Origin of the sequence: Serratia sp. CY47444 (genome assembly GCF_052168635.1) — a bacterium.
In the GTDB taxonomy this organism is placed as follows: Bacteria; Pseudomonadota; Gammaproteobacteria; order Enterobacterales; family Enterobacteriaceae; genus Serratia; species Serratia bockelmannii.
On sequence record NZ_JBJNMH010000016.1, the window covers coordinates 1 to 24746 of the forward strand.

Annotated in this window: 21 protein-coding genes; 14 read left to right on the forward strand and 7 right to left on the reverse strand. The window is 60.9% G+C overall.

All coding sequences use genetic code 11. The features are described from left to right. Positions 1-117 precede the first annotated feature (117 nt). Positions 118-1650, reverse strand: a complete 1533-nt coding sequence (locus tag ACJ8IL_RS18685) for an alkaline phosphatase (RefSeq protein ID WP_435967888.1) — start codon at positions 1648-1650, stop codon at positions 118-120. Positions 1651-1975: 325 nt separating this feature from the next. On the opposite strand from ACJ8IL_RS18685, the gene ygiD reads away from it, so the two are divergent. Beyond that, positions 1976-2758, forward strand: a complete 783-nt coding sequence (gene ygiD / locus ACJ8IL_RS18690; protein WP_060434584.1) for a 4,5-DOPA dioxygenase extradiol — start codon at positions 1976-1978, stop codon at positions 2756-2758. 48 nt (positions 2759-2806) lie between these two features. Here the strand turns inward: ygiD and ACJ8IL_RS18695 are convergent, their stop codons facing one another. Together ACJ8IL_RS18695 and ACJ8IL_RS18700 are read right to left on the reverse strand one after the other, a co-directional pair. Further along, positions 2807-3967 (reverse strand): glutathionylspermidine synthase family protein, encoded by a 1161-nt coding sequence (locus tag ACJ8IL_RS18695; protein WP_060434583.1) that lies wholly within the window; start codon positions 3965-3967, stop codon positions 2807-2809. Between the two features lie 3 nt (positions 3968-3970). Beyond that, a complete protein-coding gene (locus ACJ8IL_RS18700; protein ID WP_025304315.1) occupies positions 3971-4633 on the reverse strand; it encodes a DUF1190 family protein in 663 nt (220 codons plus the stop codon). Between the two features lie 353 nt (positions 4634-4986). Here ACJ8IL_RS18700 and ACJ8IL_RS18705 point away from each other — a divergent pair, with 353 nt between their 5' ends. From ACJ8IL_RS18705 to dhaM, 4 genes are read left to right on the forward strand one after another with little or no spacing between them, the layout of a single operon-like run. Beyond that, positions 4987-6087 carry a glycerol dehydrogenase gene (locus ACJ8IL_RS18705; RefSeq protein WP_049296259.1) on the forward strand — a complete coding sequence of 367 codons (1101 nt, stop codon included), beginning with the start codon at positions 4987-4989 and terminating at the stop codon, positions 6085-6087. A gap of 51 nt (positions 6088-6138) precedes the next feature. Further along, complete coding sequence (gene dhaK / locus ACJ8IL_RS18710; RefSeq protein ID WP_025304313.1) at positions 6139-7209, forward strand: dihydroxyacetone kinase subunit DhaK; 1071 nt, start codon at positions 6139-6141, stop codon at positions 7207-7209. A gap of 9 nt (positions 7210-7218) precedes the next feature. Beyond that, entirely contained in the window at positions 7219-7851 is a 633-nt protein-coding gene (dhaL, locus tag ACJ8IL_RS18715; protein WP_025304312.1) for a dihydroxyacetone kinase subunit DhaL, read from the forward strand. Positions 7852-7862: 11 nt separating this feature from the next. Further along, positions 7863-9293 carry a dihydroxyacetone kinase phosphoryl donor subunit DhaM gene (gene dhaM, locus ACJ8IL_RS18720; RefSeq protein WP_147823208.1) on the forward strand — a complete coding sequence of 477 codons (1431 nt, stop codon included), beginning with the start codon at positions 7863-7865 and terminating at the stop codon, positions 9291-9293. Here the strand turns inward: dhaM and dhaR are convergent. After that, the gene (gene dhaR, locus ACJ8IL_RS18725; RefSeq protein WP_197836184.1) at positions 9290-11239 is read right to left on the reverse strand and encodes a dihydroxyacetone kinase operon transcriptional regulator DhaR; all 1950 of its coding nucleotides are present in this window, start codon (positions 11237-11239) and stop codon (positions 9290-9292) included. The two genes, dhaM and dhaR, sit on opposite strands and share 4 nt — an antisense overlap. 150 nt (positions 11240-11389) lie before the next feature. Continuing rightward, positions 11390-12907, reverse strand: coding sequence for a multidrug efflux transporter outer membrane subunit HasF (hasF, locus tag ACJ8IL_RS18730; protein ID WP_164063356.1), 1518 nt, complete (start codon positions 12905-12907; stop codon positions 11390-11392). Positions 12908-13254: 347 nt separating this feature from the next. Here hasF and nudF point away from each other — a divergent pair, with 347 nt between their 5' ends. From nudF to ACJ8IL_RS18760, 6 genes are all read left to right on the forward strand, one after another. Beyond that, positions 13255-13887 (forward strand): ADP-ribose diphosphatase, encoded by a 633-nt coding sequence (gene nudF / locus ACJ8IL_RS18735; RefSeq protein WP_043142088.1) that lies wholly within the window; start codon positions 13255-13257, stop codon positions 13885-13887. Next, the gene (locus ACJ8IL_RS18740; protein WP_004937244.1) at positions 13887-14312 is read left to right on the forward strand and encodes a DUF1249 family protein; all 426 of its coding nucleotides are present in this window, start codon (positions 13887-13889) and stop codon (positions 14310-14312) included. Before nudF ends, ACJ8IL_RS18740 begins: the two co-directional genes overlap by 1 nt. A gap of 27 nt (positions 14313-14339) precedes the next feature. Next, on the forward strand, positions 14340-15167 hold the full coding sequence (gene cpdA / locus ACJ8IL_RS18745) for a 3',5'-cyclic-AMP phosphodiesterase (RefSeq protein ID WP_060434581.1): 828 nt from the start codon (positions 14340-14342) through the stop codon (positions 15165-15167). Continuing rightward, positions 15167-15751 carry an esterase YqiA gene (yqiA, locus tag ACJ8IL_RS18750; protein ID WP_025304306.1) on the forward strand — a complete coding sequence of 195 codons (585 nt, stop codon included), beginning with the start codon at positions 15167-15169 and terminating at the stop codon, positions 15749-15751. The genes cpdA and yqiA overlap by 1 nt, the downstream gene beginning before the upstream one ends. A 46-nt stretch (positions 15752-15797) precedes the next feature. Beyond that, positions 15798-17693, forward strand: coding sequence for a DNA topoisomerase IV subunit B (gene parE, locus ACJ8IL_RS18755; RefSeq protein ID WP_025304305.1), 1896 nt, complete (start codon positions 15798-15800; stop codon positions 17691-17693). 81 nt (positions 17694-17774) lie between these two features. Beyond that, entirely contained in the window at positions 17775-18671 is an 897-nt protein-coding gene (locus tag ACJ8IL_RS18760; RefSeq protein WP_060448052.1) for a LysR substrate-binding domain-containing protein, read from the forward strand. 8 nt (positions 18672-18679) lie between these two features. On the opposite strand, the gene ACJ8IL_RS18765 is transcribed toward ACJ8IL_RS18760, so the two are convergent. Together ACJ8IL_RS18765 and ACJ8IL_RS18770 are read right to left on the reverse strand one after the other, a co-directional pair. Next, positions 18680-18988 (reverse strand): putative quinol monooxygenase, encoded by a 309-nt coding sequence (locus ACJ8IL_RS18765; protein WP_025304303.1) that lies wholly within the window; start codon positions 18986-18988, stop codon positions 18680-18682. A 33-nt stretch (positions 18989-19021) separates the two neighbouring features. Next, positions 19022-19603: an NAD(P)H-dependent oxidoreductase gene (locus ACJ8IL_RS18770; RefSeq protein ID WP_049204421.1), complete on the reverse strand. Its 582-nt coding sequence runs from the start codon at positions 19601-19603 to the stop codon at positions 19022-19024. Positions 19604-19928: 325 nt separating this feature from the next. Here ACJ8IL_RS18770 and parC point away from each other — a divergent pair, with 325 nt between their 5' ends. From parC to ftsP, 3 genes are all read left to right on the forward strand, one after another. Next, positions 19929-22202 carry a DNA topoisomerase IV subunit A gene (gene parC / locus ACJ8IL_RS18775; RefSeq protein WP_025304301.1) on the forward strand — a complete coding sequence of 758 codons (2274 nt, stop codon included), beginning with the start codon at positions 19929-19931 and terminating at the stop codon, positions 22200-22202. A 246-nt stretch (positions 22203-22448) separates the two neighbouring features. Beyond that, entirely contained in the window at positions 22449-23183 is a 735-nt protein-coding gene (locus ACJ8IL_RS18780; protein WP_025304300.1) for a 1-acylglycerol-3-phosphate O-acyltransferase, read from the forward strand. Positions 23184-23315: 132 nt separating this feature from the next. Next, the gene (gene ftsP, locus ACJ8IL_RS18785) at positions 23316-24731 is read left to right on the forward strand and encodes a cell division protein FtsP (protein ID WP_148123765.1); all 1416 of its coding nucleotides are present in this window, start codon (positions 23316-23318) and stop codon (positions 24729-24731) included. Positions 24732-24746: the final 15 nt, after the last annotated feature.

A 24746-nucleotide genomic window follows, 5' to 3' on the forward strand; every position in this document is an offset into this window, starting at 1 on the left:
GTCGGTGAACCTCTACAACACGCGGCGGCCGCACTTGTCGCTGAAATACAAAACGCCCGATGAGGTTCATCGGGCGTTATCCGGTTGAAAAGTGTCAACCTATATCAGGACTAGTCACTACCGTTTTGACAGACGTTCGCCGATGCGGCTGGCGTAATTCATCACGTGGAAAGTGTAGTTCTCTTCTACCGTACCCTGGAACAGATGGGCCCAGGGGCCGATGGCGTAGATGCCGAGATCTTCCCCGCCATGCGTCTCGCTTTTCAGCGGCACCAGCGCCGGCTGAATAAAGTCGGGCGCGGTGGCCTGCTCCATGGTCAATGTCGGGCGTTCGGCCAGCGGGATTGTGCCGCCGGGGCCATTGGCGAAGCCGACGGTGGTGTAAGGCTTGCCGTCGCTGCCCAGCCGTGGTTTGCCGTCGACGCCGACGGAAATGCCGAGGATAGGATTGCCCCGCTTGGCATAGCCGGCGATGGTCAACGTGTGGCTGTGATCGCCGGTCACGATCACCAGGGTTTCGTCCAGATTGACCTTGTCGACGATGGTTTTCACCGCCTCGTTCAGGGCGACCGCGTCGCTCAGCGTGCGGTAGGCGTTGCCGTTATGGCTGCCGTGATCGACGCGCCCGCCTTCTACCAGCAGCAGATAGCCTTCGGGGTTCTTGGCCAGAATATCGATGGCCTTGTCGGTCATCTCTGCCAGTGAAGGTTCTCCCGCCGCGTCTTGCCGCCGATCGTGCTCGAAGTTCATGTGTGATGGCTCGAACAGGGCCAACAGGTGGTCGACCTTACCCGGCTCGATTTTATCGAACTGCGCCTGATTCCATACGTATTGCCCACGCTCGCCGTAGCGCTGCAGCCAGGCCTGCGTCAGATCGCGGCCATCCTTTCTGGCGCCTGTTTTGGCGGGATATTCCGGATCGCTCACGCTGTCGGGCAGGAAGTTGGCGCGCCCACCGCCCATCGCCACGTTCAGCCCGTTGCCGTACTTCATTTCCACCAGCTGGCGCGCGATGTCGCGGCAGCCTGCGGCCAGGGCGTCCGCCGGCATTTTGGCGTCAGATTCCCAGTCGCGGTTGGCGATATGGGCATAGGTGGCGCCCGGCGTGGCGTGGGTGATGGTCGCGGTCGTCACGGCGCCGGTGGCCATGCCGAGCGTTGCGGCCATCTCCCAGAGCGTGGTGACGGCCTTGGTTTGCTGGTCATCGCAATTGTTGAGGGTAGCCGTATGGTTGAGGCCCATCAGGTCGTTGATGGTTTTGACGCCGGTGGTCATCGCCACCGCGCTGGGTGCGGAGTCGGTGATTTGGGCGTCGGCGGAGTAGGTTTTGGCCGCCGCCAGATAGGGGAAGGCCTCCCAGGCCAGCACGTTGGACTCACCGTCCACGCCGCGCTGCTGCCCTTCAAAAATGCGGGCGGCGGTCACGGTGGAAAATCCCATGCCGTCGCCGACCACCAGAATGACGTTTTTGGCACGGTTGGTGTTTGGCGTCTGCTTCAGCCGCTGTTGCAGCTGGGCTTGCGCCTGAAGGAAGTAAGGGTCTTCGCGCTGCGTCAGCGGCGCGTTGTCCGTCGCTTTGGCGGCAGCCGCCCCGGTGGCTAACAAGGACATGGAAAGCGCCAGGCGGGTTGCCAGTGTGAGTCTGAACATGAATTCCTCCTTGGTGAGACGTGATTCCCGTAGCGCCGACGAGCTGCCAACAACCTGTCGACGGAAGGAGGAGTGTATAGATTGCGTTAACAAAGAGTACATAAATTGTTCACAAATTAGATCTGTGTGGCAGTAATGCCATGGTATTCACAGAATTTATTAATTAATTGAAAAGTATGTATTTTTTAACTTTCTGTTGGCCGGTGCATTTTTGTGCTTTTTAATTCAAATTTATTGAATATCATCATCACGGTTATCCGGCTGTGTTGCTGCGGCAAAGCGCGTAATGTAACGCCATAGCACAATTTGAACTAAGGATCCCCCTATGAACACCTCTCGTATGCCTGCACTGTTTCTTGGCCACGGTAGCCCGATGAACGTGCTGGAAGACAACCGTTACACCCGGGCATGGCGTGCGTTGGGTGAGTCATTGCCGCGTCCGAAGGCGATCGTGGCGGTTTCCGCGCATTGGTACACCCGCGGCACTGCGGTCACCGCGATGGAAAAACCCAAAACCATTCACGACTTCGGCGGGTTCCCGCAGGCGCTGTTTGATACCCGCTATCCGGCGCCGGGCTCTCCCGCGCTGGCCACGCAGCTGCAGCAAATCCTGGCGCCAGTGCCGGTAACGGCGGATCTCGGCGAGTGGGGATTGGATCACGGCACCTGGGGCGTATTGATCAAAATGTATCCCGATGCTGATATTCCGGTGGTGCAGCTCAGCGTCGACGGCACACAGTCGGCGGCCTATCACTATGAGCTGGGCCGCAAACTCGCCGCGCTGCGGGACGAGGGCGTGATGATCGTCGCCAGCGGCAACGTGGTGCACAACCTGCGCATGGTGAAATGGCAGGGCGATACCAGCGCTTACCCGTGGGCGGAATCATTCAATAACTTTGTCCGGGATAACCTGCGCTATCGGGGCGACAACCACCCGCTGGTGGATTTCATGCGCCATGAGGGCGCGGCGTTGTCGAATCCGACGCCGGAGCATTATCTGCCGTTGCTGTACGTGCTCGGCGGCTGGGATGGCAAAGAAGCCATCAGCGTGCCGATCGACGGTATCGAAATGGGGGCGCTGAGTATGCTGTCGGTGCAGGTAGGGTAAAGAAAAAACGCCGGTCAGAGACTGGCGTTTTTGTCTTCAGCGGGGCGATCAGCCGAGGATGGTGTGCGGATAGAAGCGCGACAGATCCTGCGTGATCAGCTCGCGATCTTCGCGCAGGCCGATGCCGCAGGGTTGATCGTTCACCAGCCAGCTGCCGATCAGCGTGTAGCTGTCTTCGAACTTTGGCAGCGGATGGAATTGCTGCACGATCATGCCTTCTTCACCGTACGGCCCATCGACGCGCGCCACTTCCTGACCGTTTTCGACGATCTGAATATTGGCGCCTTCGCGTGAGAACAGCGGTTTGGTGACGTAATGATCCATCGGCGGATGATCGTCTTGCGCGAAATAAGCCGGCAACAGGTTAGGGTGGTTAGGGAACATTTCCCACAGCAACGGCAGCAGCGCCTTGTTGGAGATGATGCTCTTCCAGGCCGGCTCCAGCCAACGCACGCCGGCGTCTTCCAGCTTGGTGGAGAACATCTCGCGCAGCATGAATTCCCACGGGTAGAGCTTGAACAGGTTGCCGATCACCTGATCCTGCAGATCGGTGAACTGACCTTTCTCGCCAAGACCAATCTCTTCCATGAACAGGAACTCGGTCGGCAGACCGGCTTCCTGCGCGCAGTCCTGCAGATATTGCACCGTGCCGCGATCTTCTTCGCTGTCCTGGCAGCAGGCCAGGTGCAACAGGCCGAAGCCGTGATGCGCTTTCAGCTCGGCGAAACGCTCGATCAGCTTCTCCTGCAGGCTGTTGTACTGATCCGATTCCGGATCCAGCTTGCCGGCGTTGATCTGGTCTTCCAGCCACAGCCACTGGAAGAAGGCCGCCTCATACAGCGAGGTTGGCGTATCGGCGTTGTTCTCCAGCAGCTTCGGCGGGTTGACGCCGTCGTAGGCCAGATCGAGACGCGAATACAGCGACGGCTGGTTGGTGCGCCAGGAACTGCGCACGAACTCCCAGGTGTGTTTCGGAATGCAGAACTTGGCCATCAGCTCATCGCTGCCGACCACCTTTTCCACCACCTGCAGGCACATCTGGTGCAGCTCGGCGGTGGCGTTTTCGATCTCTTCAATCTGCACCAGCGTGAACTGGTAATAGGCGTCTTCACACCAGTACGGCTCGCCGTACATGGTGTGGAAACGGAAACCGAACTCGGTCGCTTTTTCACGCCAGTCCGGGCGCTCGGTAATAGCAATACGTTTCATGCATCAACCGCCCATGCTGCGAGAGCCGGAGTTGGAAGTGGCGCTGCTGCGCTGCATGCTGGTCTGCTTGGCCACGGTCTCGCCGAAACCACCGCGGGTCACGGTGTTGGTGACCGCAGGCTTTGGCGCCATGGCGGTTTTCGGCACCGTCATGGTGCGGCCGCCGGCGGTGGCCGGGCCGTAGCTCTTGCCGCTGGCGTCGACAAACTTGCCGTTCGCCGGGCTGGCGGCGTTCTTGGAAGTGAACAGTGGCTGCTGCGCGAAGCCGGAACCGCCCATCAGGCGGCCCATCATGTAGCCCGCCATCAGCGGCATCCAGAAGCTGCCGCTGCTTTGCGATTCCGCCGCCATGCCGGCCTGTGCCGGCGCTTGGGTGCACTGCGCTTCGCCGAACTCGGCGACGCAGTCTTCGCGGGTGGCGTATTTCGGCGCGGTTTTCGCCGCTTCTTGCAGGGCGTTGTTGTAGGAGGTGGTGCACTGCTCGCTCATTGAAGGATTAGCGCGCGAACAGTCATCGGCATTCTGATACAGGGAGACCGTTTCATCGCTCTTCTCGCAGCCGGCCAGCATAAAGACGGCGCTGATCGCCAAGGCCACGGGCGCGACACGGTAGCTGCGCCAGGATTTGCGGAACGTCTCTTGGTTGATGTTTTTTGTCCGTTTCATCGTTATCAATCCCATCATGCGGGCTGTTTTCGCCCTTTCCCAGTAGTGGCGCTAAGGATAGGGGAAACATGGTCAAAATTAAAGCTGAAACGCCCGTAGAATCCACTCTTTACGCAGTTATACGTTGGGGTGTGCGCCAGTTCGCTTTCGCGGCGAAAAAACGCGCGTTGGCGTTTCATCATGAAACGTTATCGCTATGATGATGTTCCATAATGGAACAAAAATCGCGAAGCTCGCCAGGCGGGTGGCAGGCGCTCATAGTCGAAGCACAACAACAAGCCGACGGCGAAGTCGGCGCGTCATCACCTGATATCTGAACGTTACCATCGCCAACTCCCTACAAGGATCCGGTTATGTTGAGAATCATCCAGTCACCAGGTAAATACATTCAGGGCGCCAATGCGCTAGCCGTCGTCGGCGAATACGCCAAATCCCTCGCCGATCATTACCTGGTGATCGCCGACGACTTCGTGATGCAGCTGGCGGGCGACACCCTAATGGGCAGCCTGCAGCAGCACGGCGTGAAACATCACGCGGCCCGCTTCAACGGCGAGTGCTGCCGCAAAGAGATAGACCGGCTCGGCCGCGAGCTGCAGGCCCACGGTTGCCGCGGAGTGATCGGCGTCGGCGGTGGTAAGACGCTCGACACCGCCAAGGCCGTCGCCCACTACCAACAGCTGCCGGTGGTGCTCATTCCCACCATTGCTTCCACCGATGCGCCGACCAGCGCGCTGTCGGTTCTCTACACCGAACAGGGCGAATTCGCCGAATACCTGATCTACCCGCGCAACCCAGATATGGTGGTGATGGACAGTTCCATCATCGCCAACGCGCCGGTGCGCCTGTTGGTCGCCGGCATGGGCGACGCGCTTTCCACCTATTTCGAGGCGCAGGCCTGCTTCGACGCTCAGGCCACCAGCATGGCCGGCGGCAAATCGACGCTGGCGGCGCTCAGTCTGGCGCGGCTGTGCTATGACACGCTGCTGGCCGAAGGGGTGAAGGCCAAGCTGGCGGTCGAGGCCGGCGTGGTAACGGAAGCGGTGGAGCGCATTATTGAGGCCAATACGTATTTGAGCGGCATCGGCTTCGAGAGTAGCGGGCTGGCGGCGGCGCACGCCATTCACAACGGTTTCACCGTGCTGGAAGAGTGCCACCACCTGTATCACGGCGAAAAAGTGGCGTTCGGCACCTTGGCGCAGCTGGTATTGCAGAACAGCCCGATGGCGCAGATTGAAACCGTGTTGGCGTTTTGCCATGACATCGGCCTGCCGATCACGCTGGCGCAGATGGGCGTCACCGGCGACGCGACGGCGAAGATGATGGCGGTGGCCGAGGCCAGTTGCGCTGCCGGCGAAACCATTCACAACATGCCGTTCAAGGTCACCCCTGCGGGCGTGCAGGCGGCGATCCTGACGGCGGACAGACTGGGCGCCGCCTGGCTGCAGCGTCATTGATACCGTTGGGGCGCGGTGCGCCGCGCCCCTGGGCTTACAGAGGAAATCATCGTGAAAAAACTGATTAATCAGGTCGAGTCGGTGTTGGAAGAGCAGTTGCAGGGGCTGGCGGAGGCCCATCCCGAGTTGCTGGTGCACGCGGATCCGGTGTTCGTGACCCGCGCCGACGCGCCGGTGGCGGGCAAGGTGGCGATCCTGTCCGGCGGCGGTAGCGGCCACGAGCCGATGCACTGCGGTTTCGTCGGCGAAGGGATGCTCGACGGCGCCTGTCCGGGCGAGATTTTCACCTCGCCGACGCCGGATAAAATGTACGAGTGCGGTCAGGCGATCGACGGTGGCGCCGGCGTGTTGCTGCTGATTAAGAACTACACCGGCGACGTGCTCAACTTCGAAACCGCCACCGAACTGCTGCACGACAGCGGCGTCGCGGTGGCGACGGTGCTGGTGGATGACGACGTGGCGGTCAAAGACAGCCTGTTCACTGCTGGGCGACGCGGGGTGGCCAACACCGTGCTGATGGAGAAACTGCTGGGCGCCGCCGCAGCGCGCGGCGACGATCTGGACAGCGTGGTGACGCTGGGACATCGCATCAACAACCACGGGCATTCGATTGGCATTGCGCTGGGTGCCTGTACCGTCCCCGCCGCCGGCAAACCGTCGTTCACCCTGGCGGAGAACGAGATGGAGTTCGGCGTCGGCATTCACGGCGAGCCGGGCATTGCGCGCCGCACGTTCACCACGCTCAACGCGGCGGTGGACGACATGTTCCATACGTTGATCGACCACGGCCACTATCAGCGCACGATCCGCGTCTGGGATCGTCAGCAGGGCGAGTGGCGCGACGAGATGCAGACCAAGCAGCCGCTGACGCGCGGCGATCGGGTGATCGCGTTGGTCAATAACCTGGGTGCCACGCCGCTGTCCGAGCTGTATGGCGTCTACCATCGATTGGCAGAGCGTTGCGCCGAGGCGGGCATCATTATCGAACGCAACCTGGTGGGTTCTTATTGCACCTCGCTTGATATGCAGGGCGTGTCCATCACGTTGTTGAACGTGGACGACGAGCTGTTGTCCTTGTGGGATGCGCCGGTGAAAACGCCTGCGCTGCGTTGGGGTTGCTGAGGAGGAATTATGGCGTTGACCAAACAACAGGTCGTCGATTGGCTGATGCGTTGCGGCGAAGTATTCAGCCGGGAGCGCGATTTTCTCACCCAACTGGACACCGAGATCGGCGATGCCGACCACGGTCTGAACATGAATCGCGGTTTCAATAAGGTGGTGGAAAAGCTGCCGTCGGTGGCGGACAAGGATATCGGCTTTATCCTGAAAAACACCGGTATGACGCTGCTGTCGAGCGTGGGCGGCGCCAGCGGTCCGCTGTTCGGCACCTTCTTCATCCGCGCGGCGCAGGCGGCGAACGCCAAGCAAAGCCTGGATCTGGTGGAGCTGCATCAGGTGATGCAGGAAGGGGTGGAAGGCGTGGTGATGCGCGGTAAGGCGGAGCCGGGCGACAAGACCATGTGCGACGTCTGGTGGCCGGTGGTGGAAAGCCTCGGCCAGTCCGCGCAGCAGAACCTGAGCGTGGCGGAGGCGCTGCAGCGCGCCGCCGACAGCGCCGAGCGGGCGGTGGAGAGCACCATTACCATGCAGGCGCGTAAAGGGCGGGCCAGTTACCTGGGCGAGCGTAGCATCGGCCACCAGGATCCCGGCGCCACTTCGGTGATGTTGATGATGAAAACGCTGGCCGAGGTCGCCGGCAGTTAGCAGGAGGCGAGATGATTAATATCGTGGTGGTTTCGCACAGCGCGTTGCTGGCGCGCGGCGTTGAGCAGTTGGCGCGGCAGATGATGCGCGGTGACGGCTGCAAATTGGCGCTGGCGGCGGGCGTGGATGACGAGCAGCACCCGATCGGTACCGACGCGGTCAAAGTGATGGAGGCGATCGAAGCGGTCGCCGGCGGCGACGGCGTTCTGGTGCTGATGGATCTGGGCAGCGCGCTGCTCAGTGCCGAAACCGCGCTCGATCTGCTGGACCCGGACCTGGCCGCCAAAGTGCGGCTGTGCGCGGCGCCGCTGGTTGAAGGCACCCTGGCGGCGGTGGTGGCCTCCAACTCCGGTGCTTCGCTGGAACAGGTGGTGGCGGAGGCGCAGGGGGCGCTGCAGGCCAAGCAGGCACAGCTGGGTGAGGCTTCACCGACGGCGAAAAGCGTGGCCTTGCCGCTGGCGCAGGGCAAAAGCGTAACCTGGACGGTGCAGAACCCGCACGGGCTGCATGCGCGCCCGGCGGCGCGGCTGGTCGAGACGCTGGCGCCGTTCAAGGCCGAGCTGGTACTGGAGAAGCAGGGGCAGTGCGTCGATCCGCGCAGCCTCAATCAGCTGGCGCTGCTGCAGGTGCGTCACGGCGACACCGTTCGCCTGATTGCCGACGGTGCGCAGGCGGACGAGGCGCTGGCGGCGTTCAAAGCGCTGGCGGAACAACATTTCGGCGAGACGGTCTCCGAGCGGCAGCAGCCTTCGCTGCACGGTATCCCGGTGGCGGAAAGCGTCACCAGCGGACCCGTGTTCCAGGCCCACAGCTTTTGGCCGCCAACCGTCGATCGACGGATTGGTGCGGACGAGGTGTTGGGCGAACAGCAACGCCTGCGGGAGGCACTACAGCACACGCTGAGCGATCTGAACCGGCTGGCGGAGCGTACCGGCACGCTGATCGGCAAGCCGCAGGCGGCGATCTTCGGCGCCCACAGCATGCTGCTGGACGATCCGGATCTGCAGCAGGCGGCTTACACCCGCATCGCGCAGCAGCTGTGCTGCGCCGAGCAGGCCTGGCGGCAGGTGCTGGGGGCGATCGCCGAAGAGTACCGTGAGCTGGATGACGACTACATGCGGGCGCGCGAATTGGACGTGCGCGACATGCTGCGCCGCACGCTGTGCCATCTGCAGGGGCTACCGCTGCCGGCCATGGCGCTCGCAGAACCGTCAATCTTGGTGATGGACGAGCTGATGCCCTCGGAGGTGGTGATGCTCGACAGGCGGCTGGTGCTCGGCATCTGCCTGAGCGGCGGCAATGCCCTGTCGCACAGCGCCATTCTGGCGAAGGCGATGGGCATTCCGATGGTGGTCGGCATGCAGGATTGCCTGAGCAAAACCCGCAGCGGGCAGAAGGCGATGCTGGACGCCGCGCGCGGGGTATTGCAGCTCAGCCACTAGGCACGCAGCTTGAACTGGCGGATGTCGATCCCGTGCTGTTTGATCTTCCGCCACAGCGTGGTGCGGCCGATGCCCAGCAGCTGCGCCATCTCCGTCACCTGGCCACGGCTGACGGTCGCCGCGCGCAGGATCGCCTGGCGTTCCATGTCCGTCAGCGTCAACAGCGGTGCGCCGGGCTGCGGATCGCTTTCCAGCAGCGACGGCTGGCCGAGCAGGTGCGCCGGCAGATCCGCCAACTGGATGTGGTGGCCGTGGCAAATCATTGCCGCGCGCTCCACCACCCCTTTCAGTTCCAAATCGTTGCCCGGCCACAGATAAAGCGCCAACTGGGCCATCACCTCGTCATCGACCCGGAAGCGACACTGAAAATGCAGCTCCAGCGTGCGCAAATGGTGTTTGACCAGCAGCGGAATATCGCTCAGCCGCTGGCGCAGAGGCGGGATCAGGATTTCGAACGCCTGCAGGCTGTAAAATAGCTGGCGGCGGAAACGGTTTTGCTGCACCAGCAGCGGCAGATCGGCGGCGCTGCCGGCGATCACACGCACATCGACCGGGATCACCCGGCTGGAATTGAGGCGGATCACCACGCCGGTTTTCAACACCTGCAGTAGCGCCGACTGCATCTCCGCCGGCAGGTATTCGATCTGTTCGAGGTACAGCGTGCCGCCGTTGGCCAATTCGAATTTACTGAGCTGGCCCGCCTCTTCTTCGCTGGCGTCGTTGCCCAGCAGCTCACGCAGCCCCTGCGCCTGCGTCAGCAGCTGGCAGTTGAGGGCGATATACGGCCCGGCGGCGCGTTCGCCGGCGTTGTGGATAGCCTGGCTGAGCAGCTCTTTGCCAACGCCTTCTTCCCCGCGCAACAGGATCGGATGCTGGCCTTTGGCCGCCTGCTGCCCGTAACGGATCAGTCGCCGCATTTCCAGCGAAGTGGAGGGCATCTGTTCGAAGCTGTGGCTGACGCGCCCCAGCTGGCTGCTGACATACTGGCGCAGCCGTTCGAGCGGGTGCAGCAGGGCGATGAAACTGCAGCGATCGCCGTCGAAAATCGGCTTGAGCGTCAGCAATGCGGCGATAAATTGTCGCTGACTTTCGAAGGTGACTTCGACGTGTTGCAGCGGTTGGCGATCGGCGATGGCGCGCTTGAGCAGCGCGGGCAGCGTCAACAGTTGCGTCAGCGGCTTGCCCTGGCTCTGCTGTTCGTCCAGCTTCAGCAGGCCGGCGGCGCGCTGGTTGATGTATTGCAGGTAGCCGCGGTGATCCCAGGCCATGACGCCGTCGTCCACGCCGTCCAGCAGGCCGTAAAGCTGATTCAGATGGCGGTTGGATTCCGCCAGCAGGCCGTCGGCGTTCAGCGAGTTACCGATTTCGCGGGCGATGGCCAGCGTCAGCGACAGATCGCCGGCGGCGCAATCGGGCAGCAGGCAACCCAGGGCGATCGAGCCGCGTTGGCGGCCGCTGTTGTCGTAGACCGGCGTGGCGCAGAACGACCAGCCGTGCAGCGCCTGGCGCACATGCTCTTCACCGCTCACCCGTACCGGGTGGCCTTCCGCCGCCGCCAGCGCCGGTGCATTGGTGCCGATCTGTCCCTCGGCCCAGTAAGCGCCGGGGGCGAATCCCAGTTGCTGCAAATGCTCCCAGGTTTGGGCGTCGCCGCAATGCCACAGCGTGCAGCCGCTCTCGTCGAGGATCAGCAACAGACAACGCCGCGGCTCCATGTATTCGCAGGCGTCTTCCAGCGCCGCCTGGCCAAGCGTCAGCAGATCGTTCTTGCGGCGGCAAATCGATTCGAAGGTGGCGCCCTGAGCGCGGTGCGGTGCCTGCCAAACGTCTGGCTGCATCAGGCTGCGGCAGCGCAGCCAGGAGGCGTAAACGGCTTGTGTCGGGCGCAGCGGCGGCGGCAGTTCACCGTCGTTAATCAGCCGCTGCCAGCGTGAATCGTTGTCCATCGAACCTCATCCAGACTGCGAAAACGAGAGTGAAGATGATACCACCTGGTGTAGCGGCGGCTGTGAGGCGGTGGGCAGAAGCGGGGAAATCGGGGCAAAAAAAACGGGGCGCGGCGCAGGCCGGACCCCGTGTTTATCAACGTGCGCGCATCAGTTACGGAATGGGTTGCCGCTGTGGCGAGCCGGTTGGCTGGTGGTAACGGCCGGCGCGGATACGCGAGTGGCCGCCGGTGCCGGCGCCGCGGTTTGTTGCATCGGCGCATTGTCCTGATAACCGTCCGCATAGGCGTCCTGCGCGCGGTTTTGCGGTGCGACGGCGTCAGGCGCGGTTGACACCGGTTTGCCCAACGCGCCATTCAGCAGCAGCAGATCGTTCTGGTTCAGTGTGCCGAGCGCCGACTTGATGTTCAGTTGGTTGATCAGATAGGTATAACGCGCGTCGGACAGCTGACGTTTGGCGTTATACAGCGTGGTGGTGGCGTCCAGCACGTCGACGATGGTGCGGGTACCGACCTGATAACCGGCTTCCATCGCGTCCAGGGAGCTTTGCGCGGAGATCACCGCCTGTTTGTAGGCGTTGATGCTGCTGATCGAAGCGTTAACGTTGTTGAACGACGAACGCACGGTCTGCACCACGCTGCGGTGTGAGCTTTCCAACTGCTCGCTGGCGCCGACGAAGCCGTACTGCGCTTGTTTCACCTGCGAATTGGTCGCGCCGCCGCTGTACAGCGGCAGGTTGAAGCTGATGCCGACCTTATTTTGGCCCGCATCGGAGTCGCTGTAGCGTGCGGCATTCGCGCCGCCGGTGTTGGAGCCGTTGTATTTGGTATTGCTGATGCCGGTCGACGCGCTGACGTCAATCGTCGGCATATAGCCAGTTTGGGCTGCACGGATTTGCTCACGCGCCAGATCCTGGCTCAGACGGGCGGACAGCAGGCTCAGGTTGCGCGCTTCCGCTTCTTTCAGCAGGTTGTTCACCGCTTCCGGGCGCTGGGTACTGAAGCGATCGGTATTCAACGAGGCCAGCTCCGGGTAGAAGGCCCCGGTCACCTGGCGCAGCGTTTCCAGCGCGTTATCCAGATCGTTGCGGGCGGAGACTTCGGCCGCCAGCACGGTGTCATAGTTCGAACGGGCGTTCTGCACGTCGGTGATCGCCACCAGGCCCACGTTGAAGCGTTGGGTGGTTTGATCCAGCGTGCGGTAGACCGCGTCTTTCTGCGCCTGGGTATAGGACAGCGTGTCGATCGCTTTCAGCACGTTGAAGTAAGCGGTGGCGGTGTTGAGAATCAGCGACTGCTCTGCGGTCTGGAAGGTGACGTCAGAGATGCCGGCGGTCTTTTCCTGCAGCGTCAGCTGGCGCCATTTCGACATGTCGAAGAGGGTTTGCGTCAATGCCAGCGAACCGCTGGTCACGTTGCTGTTAACGCCATTGCTGTCACGATAACCGTTGGTGTAATCGTAACCTGCGGTTAAACCGAGCTGCGGCAACAGCGGGCTGCGCGCTTCATTGATCTTTTCGAATGCGGCGTCGCGGTCAGCAGCACTTTTGCGCAGATCCGGGTTACTTTCCCTGGCCTGTTTGTAGACCTGCAGCAGGTTCTCTGCCTGGCTCATTGCACTGAAGCCGCCCAGGCTCAGTCCGATAAGAAGGGGGAGCAGTTTCTTCATTTGCATTCCTTGTTGTGCAGCAATATTGCTATGTTAGCGCTGACGATAGACGAAATAGTTGCCGATTCTAGCAGAGTCTGCGGTACGCATCAGGTGGCTGAATGTGCCATCTCACGTAACTTTTACCTTTCAGACCGCCCATTTACCTTGGCGTACTGCCCCGGTCGACTGCAGCTGATATTATGGCTGACAATCCGGATTGTTTCCCGCTATTACCTGCGAGCGCACAAACGTGCCGCATCCGGCGGCGAGAAACAGCCTAACATAAAGCCGCGGCGGAGAGTCCCGCTGTTTCTGTCATCAAAACCGTTTATTTTATCGGCATACTCAAGCAGGAGAATTCGCGCATGAACCGTTCGCAGCCATCGCCCGTTACTTTCGATAAAAAAGATGTAGAAATTATTGCACGCGAGACGCTGTACCGTGGTTTTTTTTCACTCAATTTATACCGGTTTCGCCATCGGTTGTTCAATGGCGAAATGAGCCCTGAAATCACGCGTGAAATTTTCGAGCGCGGCCATGCGGCGGTGCTGCTGCCCTATGATCCGGTGCGCGATGAAGTGGTGCTGATTGAACAACTGCGCATCGCCGCGGTCGATACCCGTAATTCGCCCTGGCTGCTGGAAATGGTGGCGGGTATGATCGAAACCGGCGAAAGCGTCGAAGACGTGTGCCGCCGCGAAGCGCAGGAAGAGGCCGGCGTGGTGGTCGGGCGCTGTAAGCCGGTGCTGAGCTACCTGGCCAGCCCCGGCGGTACCAGCGAACGTTTGTCGATCATGGTCGGCGAAGTGGACGCCCGCACCGCCGAGGGCATCCACGGTCTGGCGGAAGAGCATGAAGATATCCGCGTCCACGTGGTCAGCCGCGAGCAGGCTTACCGCTGGGTAGAGGAGGGCGCGATCGATAACGCCGCATCAGTGATTGCATTGCAATGGCTGGCGTTGCACCATGAATCGTTGAGAAAAGAGTGGGCCAACTAATGAAACAGCGCTATACCCCTGATTTCCCCGAAATGATGAGATTGTGCGAAACCAACTTCGCGCAATTGCGCCGCTTGCTGCCGCGCAACGATGAAGCGGGCGAAACGGTGACTTATCAGGTGAACGGCGCCGGCTATCGTTTGACCATCGTTGAGTCCACGCGTTACACGTCGCTGGTGGAGATCGAGCAGATCTTTCCGGCGGTCAGCTACTGGAGCCTGCCCGCGATGACGGTGCGGTTGTACCATGACGCCATGGTTGCGGAAGTGTGTTCCAGTCAGCAGATCTACCGCTTTAAAGCGCGTTATGATTATCCTAATAAAAAGTTGCATCAACGCGACGAAAAGCATCAAATTAACCAGTTTCTTGCTGATTGGCTGCGCTACTGTTTGGCGCATGGAGCGATGGCGGTTCCGGTTTGTTAGACAGACTGAAATAACAAAGGACACCATTTGGAAAGCCTGTTTAAACTGCCCGTGGCGAGTGGGGCCGCGGTCAGGATTCTACAAATAACAGATACCCACCTTTTTGCCGGCGAACACGAGACGTTGCTCGGCATCAATACCTATCGCAGCTATCACGCGGTGCTGGACGCCATCCAGGCGCAGCGCCGCGACGTTGATTTGATCGTCGCCACGGGAGATTTGGCGCAGGATCATTCGCAAGAGGCGTACCGCCACTTCGCCGCCGGCATCGCGCAATTGCCGGCCCCCTGCGTGTGGCTGCCGGGTAACCACGATTTCCAACCGGCGATGGTCGACGCGTTGGCCGCCGCCGGCATTGCCCCTTCCAAACAGGTGTTGCTGGGCGACGACTGGCAGGTGCTGATGCTGGACAGCCAGGTGTTCGGCGTGCCGCACGGCGAATTGAGCGAGTATCAGCTCGAGTGGATGGAGCGCTGCCTGCAGGCTCACCCCGAGCGCTATACGCTGTTGCTGCTGCACCATCATCCGCTGCCGTCCGGTTGCACCTGGCTCGATCAGCACAGCCTGCGCAACCCGCATATGCTGGGCGCGATCCTGCTGCGTTATCCGAAAGTGAATACCGTAGTGTGCGGGCACATTCATCAGGATCTGGATCTGGAATGGCAGGGCCGGCGCCTGTTGGCGACGCCGTCCACCTGCGTGCAATTCAAGCCGCACTGCACTAACTTTACCATCGACGACGTCTCCCCCGGCTGGCGTTACCTCGATCTGCTGCCGGACGGCCGCGTCGAGACGCAGGTGTTCCGCCTGGAAAACGACGATTTCCGCCCCGATATGGACTCGGATGGATACTGATGCCTTCGACGCTGCTCTACCTGCACGGTTTCAATAGTTCGCCGCAGTCGGCCAAGGCGGTGGCCTTCAAGGCCTGGCTGGCCGAGCACCATCCCGACATCGAGATGCTGGTGCCGCAGCTGCCGGCCTTTCCGGCGGAGGCCGCCGAGATGCTGGAAAATATGGTGCTGGAACGCGCCGGGCAAACGCTCGGGCTGGTCGGCTCATCGCTGGGCGGCTATTATGCCACCTGGCTGTCGCAGTGTTTTTCCCTGCCGGCGGTGGTGGTCAACCCGGCGGTCAAGCCGTTTGAGCTGCTGGTGGACTATCTCGGCGCCAACGAGAACCCCTACACCGGCCAGCAATATGTGTTAGAGTCTCGGCACGTTTACGATCTGAAAGTGATGCAGATCGATCCCTTGGAGTCGCCGGATTTAATCTGGCTGCTGCAGCAAACGGGCGATGAAATTCTCGATTACGGCCAGGCAGTGGCGTATTACACCGCGTGTCGGCAAACGGTGGAGTCGGGTGGAAACCACGCCTTCGTCGGTTTCGAGCACTACTTCCCCCAGATTGTGGATTTTTTAGGGCTAAACGCGGTCTGACGGACCGTTCCGGCACCTCCCTTTAACCACGAAAAAATAATCAACGATGACTCAATCCAGCTATAACGCTGATGCCATTGAAGTACTCAGCGGTCTAGAACCAGTGCGCCGTCGTCCCGGCATGTATACCGACACGACGCGCCCAAACCACCTCGGCCAAGAGGTGATCGATAACAGCGTCGACGAAGCGTTGGCTGGTCACGCCAAGCGTATCGACGTGATCCTGCACGCCGATCAGTCGCTGGAAGTGATCGACGACGGCCGCGGCATGCCGGTGGACATCCACCCGGAAGAGGGCGTGCCGGCGGTTGAGTTGATCCTGTGCCGGCTGCACGCCGGCGGTAAATTCTCGAATAAAAACTACCAGTTCTCCGGCGGCCTGCACGGCGTTGGGATCTCGGTGGTCAACGCCCTGTCGAAGCGGGTAGAAGTCAACGTGCGCCGCGACGGCAACGTCTATGGCATCGCCTTCGAAAACGGCGACAAAGTGCAAGACCTGACGGTGACCGGCACCTGCGGCAAACGCAACACCGGCACCAGCGTGCACTTCTGGCCGGACGAACAGTTCTTCGACAGCCCGCGTTTCTCGGTATCGCGCCTGACTCACCTGCTGAAGGCCAAAGCGGTGCTGTGCCCCGGCGTCGAGATCTATTTCATCGACAAGGTGAACAACACCGAGCAGCGCTGGTGCTACCAGGACGGCCTGACCGACTACCTGATGGAAGCGGTTAACGGCCTGATCACCCTGCCGGAAGCGCCGTTCGTCGGCAATTTCGCCGGTGATACCGAAGCGGTGGACTGGGCGCTGCTGTGGCTGCCGGAAGGCGGCGAGCTGCTGACCGAAAGCTACGTCAACCTGATCCCAACCATGCAGGGCGGCACCCACGTCAACGGCCTGCGTCAGGGGCTGCTGGACGCGATGCGCGAGTTCTGCGAATTCCGCAACATCCTGCCGCGCGGCGTGAAGCTGTCGGCGGAGGATATCTGGGATCGCTGCGCCTACGTGTTGTCGGTGAAGATGCAGGATCCGCAGTTCGCCGGGCAGACCAAAGAACGTCTCTCTTCGCGTCAGTGTGCGGCCTTCGTTTCCGGCGTGGTGAAAGACGCCTTCAGCCTGTGGCTGAACCAGAACGTTCAGGCGGCGGAACAGCTGGCCGAGCTGGCGATTTCCAGCGCCCAGCGCCGCCTGCGCGCGGCCAAGAAAGTGGTGCGCAAGAAGCTGACCAGCGGGCCGGCGCTGCCGGGCAAGCTGGCGGACTGCACCTCGCAGGATCTGGCCATGACCGAACTGTTCCTGGTGGAAGGGGACTCGGCGGGCGGATCGGCCAAGCAGGCGCGCGATCGCGAATATCAGGCGATCATGCCGCTGAAGGGCAAGATCCTGAATACCTGGGAAGTGTCCTCGGACGAAGTGCTGGCCTCGCAGGAAGTGCACGACATTTCCGTGGCGATCGGCATCGATCCGGACAGCGAAGATCTCAGCCAGCTGCGCTACGGCAAAATTTGCATCCTGGCGGATGCGGACTCCGACGGCCTGCACATCGCCACGCTGCTGTGCGCGCTGTTCGTGCGCCACTTCCGTTCGCTGGTGAAAGGCGGCCACGTTTATGTCGCCATGCCGCCGCTGTACCGCATCGATCTCGGTAAAGAAGTGTTCTACGCGCTGGATGAAGAAGAGAAGGCCGGCGTGCTGGAACAGCTGAAGCGCAAGAAGGGCAAGCCGAACGTCCAGCGCTTTAAAGGGCTGGGTGAGATGAACCCGCTGCAGCTGCGCGAAACCACCCTCGATCCGAATACCCGCCGGTTGGTGCAACTGACGGTAGCGGAAGATGATGTCGATCAGACGCTGGCGGTGATGGACATGCTGTTGGCCAAGAAGCGTTCGGAAGATCGCCGTAACTGGCTGCAAGACAAGGGCGACATGGCCGAATTGGCGGTCTGAGCCTGACCCTGGCCCGGTGAACGCCGGGCCTGCTTTCCCGCAGGGCGTTCATGCGGCGCCCGATAACCTGGGCCGAAATGCATGAAGATCACGCTCGAAGAATTGCTGGCGTTCACCTCGGTGGTCGACAGCGGTTCCATCACCTCCGCTGCCGATCGGCTCGGCCAGACGACATCCGGCATCAGCCGCGCGCTCAGCCGCCTGGAGAACAAGCTCGATACCACCCTGATGCGCCGCACTACGCGTCGCCTGGAGCTGACCGAAGAGGGGGAAAGCTTCCTGAGCCATGCGCGTACGATCATCAACTCGGTGGAAAATGCCGAAGAACAAATGGCGGTGCGTCGGCAGATGCCGGCCGGGCGGTTGCGGATAAATGCGGCTGCGCCTTTTATGGAGCACGTCATCGTGCCGCTGGTAGCGGGGTTCAGGGAACGTTATCCGCAAATTTCGCTCGAGCTGAACACCGACAACCTGGTTATCGATCTGCTGGAAAAACGCACGGATATCGCTATTCGCATCGGTGCGTTGCGCGATTCGACCATTCATGCGCGCGCGCTGGGCGCCAGCCGGTTGCGCATCCTCGCCAGCCCGGCTTATCTGCAGCAGCACGGCACGCCGCAGAGCGTGGAGGCGTTGCATCGGCATTGTCTGCTCGGTTTTACCCAGCCGGAATCACTGAACCAGTGGCCGTTGCGCTATCGCCAGGCGCCGCATTTCACCATCACGCCAACGATCTCGGCGTCCAGCGGTGAAACGCTGCGGCAATTGGCGCTGCGGGGCGAGGGGATCGTACAGCTGGCAGACTTTATGACCCGTCGCGATCGGGAAGCCGGCAGGTTGGTGACATTGCTGGAGCAGGAGACGCTGGACGTGCGCCAGCCGATCAATGCGGTGTATTACCGCAATACGCAATTGGCGGCGCGTATCACCTGTTTTCTGGACTACGTCAGCGCGCACATCGACGCGCAGACGTTATAAGACACGGATTACAGGGCGTTTTCCAGGATGTAGATCTCGGTGTCCAGCACGCTGTCCTTGAGGGTGTCGCGGTGTTTGAGCATGTGCTCAATGGCCAGGTGTTTTTCCAGATGCGCCATGCTTTCCCATTTCTCCAGCATGAACACCGAATCCGGCGACCGCTTCTGCCACGGCGCCTGGGTATTGCTGTCGACCATCGGCGTGTATTCGCCGCAGCCGTCTTCCGCCAGCACCAGCGGCACTAGTTTTTCAATGGCTTGCAATACGGTGGCGCGGTGGCCGGGTTTCACTTTGATTTCTGCGATTACGGTGATCATGCTTACCTCGTTGATGAGAATGTTCTGCGCCAGTTAAGCAAAAATTTTCGCCAGATGCTCGCGATAACGCGTGATGTCGTCCGCGATATTCGGCTCTTTGATCACATTGTTGCAGATGAAGGTCGGCAGCGCTTCCATCCCCAGGAACTGGTTGGCCTTGTGGAAGTGCAGGTAAACGCCGTCGACGCCGACGCCGTGGAAGAACTGATCGGGATCGGTGAAGGCCTCCAGCGGGGCGTTCCAGGTCAGGCTCAGCAGGTATTTTTTGCCCTGGATCAGGCCGCCGGAGCCATATTTTTTGCTTTCGTCAGAACGAGAGCGGCCGTCGTTGGCATACAGGCTACCGTGGCCGGCGGTGAACACTTCATCGATGTATTTTTTCAGGATCCAGGGTTCGCCCATCCACCAGCCCGGCATCTGATAGATGACCGCGTCGGCCCACAGGTATTTCTGTACTTCGGCTTCGATGTCATAGCCGTCGTCGACCACGGTGACCTGCACATCGTGCTGCAGATCGCGCAGGAAGCTTTCCGCCACGTCGCTCAGGGTTTGGTTGAGTTCGCCGTTGGAATGGCCGAATTGTTTTTTAGCGTTGATAATCAGGATATTGCTCATCTTTCGCGGCTCCCGTCAGAGTTAAGATATGGCATGCTTCCCGCCGAAAAGGCGGAAACCATCTCGCTGGTGACGAGTGTAATCGTTAGTCAGGCAAGTAAAAATGCGATCCGGCGCACAACAGTGTTGACTGCCAGTCAATAAAGAAGCCGCCAGGTAGCGAAATTTTGCATAAACCGCATCGCGGAATTGGCCGTCGCCGGCGATCCTTGCGCCAACTGTGACAGCTACCCCGCAGATGGGTTACTATCGCGGGCAGAATCGACAAGCGATGCCTTTTGTCGTCCAAGGGATTGCCAAGCCACGGTCTGAGGATAATTGAGTAATGAGTGATCTGACTCATGACGGTGTAGAGCGTTTACCGCTGCACACATTCACTGAAAACGCCTATCTGAACTATTCCATGTACGTCATCATGGATCGGGCGTTGCCGTACATTGGCGACGGTTTGAAGCCGGTACAACGCCGTATCATCTACGCCATGTCTGAGCTGGGGCTGAACAACAGCGCCAAATTCAAGAAATCCGCCCGTACCGTGGGCGACGTGCTGGGTAAATACCACCCGCACGGCGACAGCGCGTGTTATGAAGCCATGGTGCTGATGGCGCAGCCGTTCTCGTATCGCTATCCGCTGGTGGACGGCCAGGGGAACTGGGGCGCGCCGGACGATCCCAAGTCGTTCGCGGCGATGCGCTATACCGAATCGCGCCTGTCCAAATACGCCGAAGTCTTGCTGGCCGAACTGGGCCAGGGCACGGTCGACTGGATCCCGAACTTTGACGGCACGCTGCAAGAGCCGAAGATGCTGCCGGCGCGTCTGCCAAACATCCTGCTGAACGGCACCACCGGCATCGCGGTCGGCATGGCGACCGACATTCCGCCGCACAACGTACGTGAAGTCGCCGCCGCGGCGGTGGCGCTGCTCGACAAACCGGGCGCCTCGCTCGATGATCTGCTCGAGTTCGTGCAGGGGCCGGACTTCCCGACCGAAGCCGAGATCATCACTCCGCGCGATGAGATTCGCAAAATTTACCAGAGTGGCCGCGGCTCGGTGCGCATGCGCGCCGTGTGGAAGAAAGAGGATGGCAGCGCGGTGATCACCGCCTTGCCGCATCAGGTTTCCGGCGCCAAGGTGCTGGAGCAGATCGCCAGCCAGATGCGCGCCAAGAAGCTGCCGATGGTCGAGGATCTGCGCGATGAATCCGACCACGAAAACCCGACGCGTCTGGTGATCGTGCCGCGTTCCAACCGCATCGATCTGGAGCAGGTGATGAATCACCTGTTCGCTACCACCGATCTGGAACGCAGCTACCGCATCAACATGAACATGATCGGTCTGGACAACCGCCCGCAGGTGAAAGGGCTGGTGGAGATCCTCACCGAATGGCTGGCCTACCGTCGTGATACGGTGCGCCGCCGCCTGAACTACCGCCTCGAGAAAGTGCTCAAACGTCTGCATATCCTCGAAGGTTTGCTGGTGGCGTTCCTCAACATCGACGAGGTGATCCACATCATCCGCAGCGAGGATGAGCCGAAGCCGGTGCTGATGCAGCGTTTCGGCATCTCCGATACCCAGGCGGAAGCGATCCTCGAGCTGAAACTGCGTCACCTGGCCAAACTGGAAGAGGTCAAGATCCGCGGTGAGCAGGATGAGTTGGCGAAAGAGCGCGATCAGCTGCAGGCGCTGCTGGCGTCCGAGCGCAAGCTGAATACGCTGATCAAGAAAGAGATCCAGGCCGATGCGCAAACCTATGGCGACGATCGCCGTTCACCGCTGACCGAGCGTGCGGAAGCCAAGGCGATGAGCGAGCATGACTTCGTGCCGTCCGAGCCGGTGACCATTGTGCTGTCGGAAATGGGCTGGGTGCGCAGCGCCAAGGGCCACGATATCGATCCTGCCGGGTTGAGCTACAAGGCCGGCGACAGTTTCCGTGGTGCGGCACGCGGCAAGAGCAACCAGCCGGTGGTGTTCATCGATTCTACCGGGCGCAGCTATGCGCTCGATCCGATGACGCTGCCGTCGGCACGCGGGCAGGGCGAGCCGTTGACCGGCAAGCTGACACCGCCGCCGGGCGCCACCATTGAGCAGGTGCTGATGGCGGCCGACGATCAGAAGCTGCTGATGGCGTCCGACGCCGGTTACGGCTTCGTCTGTACCTTCAACGATCTGGTGGCGCGCAACCGCGCCGGCAAGGTGATGATCACGCTGCCGGACAACGCCAGAGCGCTGCCGCCGATGGAAATTCACGGCGCAGACGATATGCTGCTGTCGATCACCGCCGCCGGGCGCATGCTGATGTTCCCGGTCGCCGATCTGCCGCAGCTGTCGAAGGGCAAGGGCAACAAGATCGTCTCCATTCCTGCGGCGCAGGCCGCAGCCGGTGAAGACAAGCTGGCCTGGCTGTTCGTGCTGCCGCCGCAGGCGTCCGTCACGTTGCACGTTGGCAAACGCAAGCTGACGCTGCGCCCGGAAGATCTGCAGAAGTTCCGCGCGGAGCGCGGCCGCAAGGGTACCCAGCTGCCGCGTGGCCTGCAGCGCATCGATCGCGTCGAAGTGGATGCGCCGGTGCGGGCGTCGGGTGGCGACAGCGAAGAGTAAGCGTTGGCGCTAGCGTTAACGGGCGGTCGCAGCATGCTGTGGCCGCCTTATTTATTTTTGCTGGCGTTTATTTTCCAAATAGTTAACATTTCTGCGCATAAAATTATTGTGCGTACTGCCGCCTGGCAGGAAAATAGCGAGAAATGCGGGCGACATGGGCGTGCTTATCGCCCGGCCGGCAAATAATGAGTAAAGGAATCTGCGCAGCGAAGTAAACTGCGTTGGCAGTGTGCTAATGAGGTTGTTATGTTATTGATTTTGCGTGCCGTTCTCGCCACTCTCTTCTGTATTCTGGTGTGTATTTTCGGTTCTATTTATTGCTTGTTCAGCCCGCGCAACCCCCGCCATGTGGCGACCTTCGGCCATCTTTTCGGCCGCCTGTCGACGCTGTTCGGCATCAAGGTTGAAACCCGTGTGCCGGCCGATGCGGCCAACAACGGCAAGTGCATCTATATCGCCAACCACCAAAATAACTACGACATGGTGACGGCTTCTAATATTGTGCAGCCGCGCACCGTGACCGTCGGTAAAAAAAGTCTGGTATGGATCCCGTTTTTCGGCCCGCTGTATTGGCTGACCGGTAATCTGCTGATAGATCGTGATAATCGCGCCAAGGCGCACGGCACCATCGCCCAGGTGGCGGAGCAGTTCAAAAAGAAAGACATTTCTATCTGGATGTTCCCGGAAGGAACCCGCAGCCGTGGCCGTGGGCTGATGCCGTTTAAAACCGGCGCGTTCCACGCGGCCATCGCCGCCGGCGTGCCGATTGTACCGATCTGTGTATCCACCACCAGCGGTAATATAAATCTTAATCGCTGGAATAACGGGCATGTGATCGTCGAGATGTTGGCGCCGGTGGATACCAGCAAATACGGCAAAGAAAACGTGCGCGAGCTGGCGGCCCATTGCCGCGAGCTGATGGAGGCGAAAATCGCCGAATTGGACGCTGAAGTCGCCCAGCGCAACGCCGCCAAAAAATAAGAGTCTACCGGCTTCAAAGAATAAGGTTTTAATTGGCGTTCAGCGCCGTTAACGCCTGAACGCCTGCTAATCTTGATTGGCGGGCGTTTGGGTTTTGCACACGGTTTAGTTATTGCTTTTCATGGAGAAGATATGTCACTCAGTCGACGTCAGTTTTTACAGGCATCGGGCCTGGCGCTGTGCGCGGGCGCCGTGCCGCTGAGGGCTGAAGCGAGCGGAACGCAGACCCCGTTACCTATTCCTCCGCTGCTGGAGTCTCGCCGCGGTCAGCCGCTGTTCCTGACCTTGCAGCGCGCCCACTGGGCGTTTATGGATAACCGCAAAGCGGCGGTGTGGGGCATCAACGGCATGTACCTGGGGCCGACGGTGCGGGTTTACAGCGGTGACGACGTCAAATTGATTTACAGCAACCGTCTGCAGGAGCCGGTGGCGATGACCATCAGCGGTCTGCAGGTGCCGGGCACCCTGATGGGCGGTGCGCCGCGCATGATGTCGCCCAACGTCGACTGGTCGCCGGTGCTGCCCATCCGTCAGGCGGCGGCTACCTGCTGGTACCACGCCAACACCCCAAACCGTATGGCGCCGCACGTTTACAACGGGTTGGCCGGGCTGTGGCTGGTGGAGGATGCCGTCAGCAAAGCGCTGCCGCTGCCCAACCACTATGGCGTCGACGATTTCCCGTTGATCATTCAAGACAAACGCTTCGATAACTTCGGCACGCCACAATACGACGCGCCGTCGGAGGGCGGCTTCGTCGGCGATACGCTGTTGGTTAACGGCGCGCAAAACCCGTATGTCGACGTATCGCGCGGCTGGGTGCGTTTGCGCCTTCTAAATGCCTCCAACGCGCGGCGTTATACCCTGCAGCTCAGCGACGGGCGGCCGTTCAACGTGATCGCCAGCGATCAGGGCTTCTTGCCTGCGCCGGTCGCGGTGCAACAGCTTTCGCTGGCGCCGGGCGAACGCCGGGAAGTGCTGATCGACATGTCGAAGGGCGAGGAGGTGACCATCACCGCCGGTGAAGCGGCGGGCATCATGGATCGCCTGCGCGGCCTGTTCGAGCCGTCGAGCATTCTGGTGTCCACCCAGGTGCTGACGCTGCGCCCGACCGGCCTGCTGCCGCTGGTGACCGACAACTTGCCGATGCGCCTGCTGGCGGATCAGCTGTTGGACGGCAGCGCCAGCCGCACCCGCGATTTCCGCCTGGGCGACGGCGGCGCCGGCATCAACGGCGCGATTTGGGACATGAACCGCATCGACGTACAGGCACAGCAAGGCACCTGGGAACGTTGGAACATTCATGCGGATACGCCGCAGTCGTTCCATATTCAGGGCGTGCAGTTCCTGATCAAACGCGTCAACGGCGCGCAGCCGATGGCGGAAGATCGCGGCTGGAAGGACACCGTCTGGGTCGATGGCGACGTCGAGCTGTTGGTGTATTTCAACCAACCTACCTCCGAACACTTCCCGTTCCTGTATTACAGCCAGACGCTGGAGATGGCCGATCGCGGCACCGCCGGCCAGCTGATGGTGCAGCCGACAATGTAACCCGCTCTGCGGGCC

Coding starts and splice junctions, on each gene's coding strand:
- ACJ8IL_RS18685 (WP_435967888.1), bottom strand. CDS start 1,650: ATGTTCAGACTCACACTGGCAACCCGCCTGGCGCTTTCCATGTCCTTG.
- ygiD (WP_060434584.1), top strand. CDS start 1,976: ATGAACACCTCTCGTATGCCTGCACTGTTTCTTGGCCACGGTAGCCCG.
- ACJ8IL_RS18695 (WP_060434583.1), bottom strand. CDS start 3,967: ATGAAACGTATTGCTATTACCGAGCGCCCGGACTGGCGTGAAAAAGCG.
- ACJ8IL_RS18700 (WP_025304315.1), bottom strand. CDS start 4,633: ATGAAACGGACAAAAAACATCAACCAAGAGACGTTCCGCAAATCCTGG.
- ACJ8IL_RS18705 (WP_049296259.1), top strand. CDS start 4,987: ATGTTGAGAATCATCCAGTCACCAGGTAAATACATTCAGGGCGCCAAT.
- dhaL (WP_025304312.1), top strand. CDS start 7,219: ATGGCGTTGACCAAACAACAGGTCGTCGATTGGCTGATGCGTTGCGGC.
- dhaM (WP_147823208.1), top strand. CDS start 7,863: ATGATTAATATCGTGGTGGTTTCGCACAGCGCGTTGCTGGCGCGCGGC.
- dhaR (WP_197836184.1), bottom strand. CDS start 11,239: ATGGACAACGATTCACGCTGGCAGCGGCTGATTAACGACGGTGAACTG.
- hasF (WP_164063356.1), bottom strand. CDS start 12,907: ATGAAGAAACTGCTCCCCCTTCTTATCGGACTGAGCCTGGGCGGCTTC.
- nudF (WP_043142088.1), top strand. CDS start 13,255: ATGAACCGTTCGCAGCCATCGCCCGTTACTTTCGATAAAAAAGATGTA.
- ACJ8IL_RS18740 (WP_004937244.1), top strand. CDS start 13,887: ATGAAACAGCGCTATACCCCTGATTTCCCCGAAATGATGAGATTGTGC.
- yqiA (WP_025304306.1), top strand. CDS start 15,167: ATGCCTTCGACGCTGCTCTACCTGCACGGTTTCAATAGTTCGCCGCAG.
- parE (WP_025304305.1), top strand. CDS start 15,798: ATGACTCAATCCAGCTATAACGCTGATGCCATTGAAGTACTCAGCGGT.
- ACJ8IL_RS18760 (WP_060448052.1), top strand. CDS start 17,775: ATGAAGATCACGCTCGAAGAATTGCTGGCGTTCACCTCGGTGGTCGAC.
- ACJ8IL_RS18765 (WP_025304303.1), bottom strand. CDS start 18,988: ATGATCACCGTAATCGCAGAAATCAAAGTGAAACCCGGCCACCGCGCC.
- ACJ8IL_RS18770 (WP_049204421.1), bottom strand. CDS start 19,603: ATGAGCAATATCCTGATTATCAACGCTAAAAAACAATTCGGCCATTCC.
- parC (WP_025304301.1), top strand. CDS start 19,929: ATGAGTGATCTGACTCATGACGGTGTAGAGCGTTTACCGCTGCACACA.
- ACJ8IL_RS18780 (WP_025304300.1), top strand. CDS start 22,449: ATGTTATTGATTTTGCGTGCCGTTCTCGCCACTCTCTTCTGTATTCTG.
- ftsP (WP_148123765.1), top strand. CDS start 23,316: ATGTCACTCAGTCGACGTCAGTTTTTACAGGCATCGGGCCTGGCGCTG.